This window comes from Deinococcus aerius, from assembly GCF_002897375.1.
Classification (GTDB): Bacteria; Deinococcota; Deinococci; order Deinococcales; family Deinococcaceae; genus Deinococcus; species Deinococcus aerius.
In genome coordinates this window covers 1-1,026 of sequence record NZ_BFAG01000037.1, presented here as the reverse complement: position 1 = coordinate 1,026, position 1,026 = coordinate 1, and the positions used below count along the sequence as shown (strand labels likewise).

Genomic DNA, 1,026 nt, shown 5'->3' with positions numbered 1-1,026 from the left:
CAAGTGAGTTTAGCGTCGGCCCAGTCGGCGTGGTCGGAGGAGATGCCGTCGCCGTTATCGCCCACCACCAGCTTGAGTTCGTTGACCCCGCTGACATCCACACTGATGAGCTGCGCCCCATCGGTTCCGCGCCGCACCACCGCGGGCATCCGCTCGGTCCCGTCCCCGTAGACCCGGAACACCACGCTGCCCCGGTCCCCCACCTCGTCGTCCACCCCGACCGCGGCCGTGAAGGTCGAGCAGCGGCCCGAGAGCGCATAGCTCACGCTGCTGTTGGCGTGAACCCCCAGGCCCTTGGCATAGGTCTGGCCGCCGATGGTCAGCGTTTTGCCGTCCCCGGCCAGTTTCTCGCCGTTGCTCAGGTCTTTCTCGATGGGACCCCAGGCGTTGGTGGGGGTGGACCAGGGCAGGTCCGAGACGTACGCCTCGCCGCTGGGCGAGGCGGGCGGGCAGGTCACCCGCGCCAGCGCCCAGTCGGCATGGTCCGCGGACAGCCCGTCGCCCCCGTCGCGCACCACCAGCCGCAGCGTGGACACGCCGCTCACGGAAACGGAGATGTCGCGCGGCGCGTCGGTGCCGCGCACCACGCCGCTGTCGTACAGCTTGCTGGCCGTGCCGTTCCAGACCTCGAAGATGACGCTGCCCCGCTCGGCCACCTCGTCGTCGACCCCGATGGTGGCCGAGAAGGTGGAGCAGGTGCCGCCCAGGGTGTAGCTCACGCTGCTGTTGGCGTGGACCCCCAGCCCCTTGGCGTAGGTGGTGCCGCCGATGGTCAGCGTTTTGCCGTCCCCGGCGTTTTTCTCGCCGTTGCTCAGGTCTTTTTCGATGGGACCCCAGCCGCTGGAGGCGGTGCCGGGGTCCCAGGTGACGTCGGAGAGGTAGCTGTCGGCGGTGATGGCGCTGGCGTGCAGCCCGGCGGGGGCCCCGACGCCGGACCAGGGGTAGGCGCGACCCCCGGCGTAGGGGTCGGCCGGGTGGTCCGTCACCTGGTCCGTCCACGGATACCCTACCCCCCCCGTCGGGTCA

1 protein-coding gene is annotated in these 1,026 nt (G+C 70.6%); it reads right to left on the bottom strand.

Features of this window, described 5'->3' with window-relative positions:
• A partial coding sequence (locus DAERI_RS21710) for an NPCBM/NEW2 domain-containing protein (RefSeq protein ID WP_201262817.1) occupies positions 1 to 986 on the bottom strand: 986 nt, incomplete at its 3' end.
• Positions 987 to 1,026: the final 40 nt, after the last annotated feature.